Consider the following 2,458-nt stretch of genomic DNA (forward strand, 5'->3'; position numbering starts at 1 on the left):
CGGACTGGTGCAGCCGCTGTTGAACAGCGTCGGCGTCGAGGAGACGAAGCGGAAGGTCGAGAGCTGCTCGTAGAAGCTGATGGCGACGGCTTCGCGATCGGTCTCGCGCACCGCCAGGCCCATCGCCACGCGCATCCAGAAGGCCTGCGGCAGTTCGATGCGGCGGCCCTGGATGTGCAGGAAGTAACGGTCGGCGAGGATCTGCAGGCCAAGGAACTCGAACTGGTTGTCGCGGTCGAGCTGGCAGGCCTTGGCGACGCGGGTGAGGTCGTAGTTGCCGAGCTCGCGGTCGAGCAGGCCGGCTTCGATGCCGCGCTGGATGTAGGCCTTGAAGTAGTCGTCCCAGCCTTCGGCGAGTTCGGCCTGGGTGGTGGGCCGGCCGAGGGCCTGTTCTCGCACGGTGTCGAGCAGCAGGCGGGCGGCGGCGAAGGTGTAGTTGGGTTCCTCCTCCAGGCGCATGCGCGCGGCCATCACCGGGGCCTGGACCAGCTCGCCGTAGGGCACGCCGTCGTAGAGGCTGGAGAAGGTGTCTTTTTCCAGCAGCTCGGCGCTGACGCCGGTGAGGCCGGTGCAGGCTTCGGCGATGACGCGGCGCAGGCGGTCGAAGTCGAGCGGGCGCTTGGCGCCGTCGGGGAAGGTGACGGCGATCTGCGGGACTTCGAGCGGGGCCTTCTTGGCCACGGTCTGGGTCGAGCGCGCCTGACGGCGGGCTTCGCGGTAGAGCACGAAGCGGCGGGCGGCTTCGTGCTGGCTGGCGCGCATCAGCGACAGCTCGGCCTGGTCCTGGATCTCTTCGACGTCGAAGGTGCCGCCCTCGGGCCGGCGGGCGGTGAGCTGTTCGCAGATCTGGCGCGCCAGCAGGGCGGTGAGGTCGCGGCTGCGGGCGGACAACACGTCGCCACCTTCGGCGGCCAGCAGGGCCTTGGCCACCGCGCGGCCGATGCGCTCCGGATTGAACGGTCGCAGGTCGCCATCGCGGCTACGCACGCGGTGGTGTGCGAACAGGCCGGCGTCGAGATCGGACAGGGGCTGTTGGGTGGCGGGGGCGGCGGCGGTCTGACTGGTCATGGGAGCAATCCGAGGACGGAGTGTTGGAGAGCGTTAACTAAAGGAGGGCTGCGACGGGGGTTGTTAGAGAGGGTGCACACCGACGGTCGCAGAGGGCTGAGGCTTATACCAGCGGTGGTGTCTCCTCAAGAGGCAACCACTGCTGATAGATGCGTCATTCTGGCCGTAAGTATGCTTCCTTTTGACAACCAGGGGCGCAGGCACGGGGACTTATACAAGCGGTAGTTGAGTCTCAACAGGAAACCCCCGCCTATTGGGCTCGTAGCTCGTTGAGGTCACTCACACAAGTCCTCAACGAGTTCTTCACCACGCCGTCATACGGGCGGGGGATTGACGGGCGGTTTTGGACGCGTGGGTGGCGGGTTTTGGCGAAAAATCCGTGCCGCCCGTGGTCGGAAAACTGCAAAAGGTCATGTCGAAAACTCCGGCGGTCCGAGCGGTGGGTAGGGCGAGGCGGATTTGTAGAGGGCTGGGGGAGGCGGGAGTGTTCTGCATGGAATCTTCATCGGGCGTGGGCGTGGCGCCCGAAATCGGCGCCGCGAGCACGGGATCCCGGCATGGAAGCCACCGACCACCGACCACCGACCACCGACTACCGACCACCGACCACCGACCACCGACCACCTACGGGGATGGGGAGGATGGGATGGATGGCCGGCGCGATGAGGACGGTCATGCGAGCGGCTGGCGTCGATGATCGTGGCGTGATCACGTCAGCGCGGAATGGTCCGGCAGACAACGTCCCATGCTGTGAGGCTTGGATTTTTGGCCGCAGAGGCGCAGAGGCGCAGAGGAAGAAACCCTGCTTTGTTTTTCCTCTGCGTCTCTGCGTCTCTGCGGCCAATTCTTTTTCTTCACCCCAAGCGTATCGGAATGAAGTCGGCGCGCCCAGGTTACTGGATGTCCCACGGCTCCGGTTTACACGGACGCGGCGGTTGCTCGTCGACCCGCACGGCAAAACACGTGGCGCCGGTGTCGAGCATGGCCTGCAGATAGGGACGGCAGCCGCCACAGCCGAGGCCGCAACGGAGGTTCAGGCTGATCTCGGCGGCGGTGCTCCAGCCGTTCTCTCGCGCCGTGACCAAGAGGTCACGGAAAGTCTTCTGGAAACAAACGCACCGCGTGACTGCCATGTTGGACTGAACGTATCCTGCAATTCACTGAAACGGAAGAGCCGGTGTCGTGTCGTCGCACGGAGACAAGGCGGATGGGAGGGATCACCGGTGCGGAGCCCCGCAAGAGCGGGCCATAGGTCTGCCGGCGAGTCATATCTGAGCCCCCAACGGGGGCGGCGTAACGCCAGCCCGGTGCTTCAGCGCCGGGTCGAGCGGTTAAATAAACGGCATAGTCCCCAACGGGGACGACGCAGGAATACCTCCGCATCGCACGA

Annotated in this window: 2 protein-coding genes; both read right to left on the minus strand. The window is 65.4% G+C overall.

Annotated features, from left to right (window positions below; all coding sequences use genetic code 11):
• Positions 1 to 1,068 (minus strand): ribonucleotide reductase N-terminal alpha domain-containing protein (locus RMO97_RS12995; RefSeq protein ID WP_310541480.1); only part of this gene is annotated, 1,068 nt, incomplete at its 3' end.
• A gap of 893 nt (positions 1,069 to 1,961) precedes the next feature.
• Positions 1,962 to 2,201, minus strand: a complete 240-nt coding sequence (locus RMO97_RS21585; RefSeq protein WP_409035314.1) for a (2Fe-2S)-binding protein — start codon at positions 2,199 to 2,201, stop codon at positions 1,962 to 1,964.
• Positions 2,202 to 2,458: the final 257 nt, after the last annotated feature.

This window comes from Phenylobacterium sp. (genome assembly GCF_031425575.1).
Taxonomy (GTDB): domain Bacteria; phylum Pseudomonadota; class Alphaproteobacteria; order Caulobacterales; family Caulobacteraceae; genus Phenylobacterium.

Bases quoted from the DNA above. Each gene is read 5' to 3' on its own strand.
- RMO97_RS21585 (WP_409035314.1), bottom strand. From the start codon at position 2,201: ATGGCAGTCACGCGGTGCGTTTGTTTCCAGAAGACTTTCCGTGACCTC.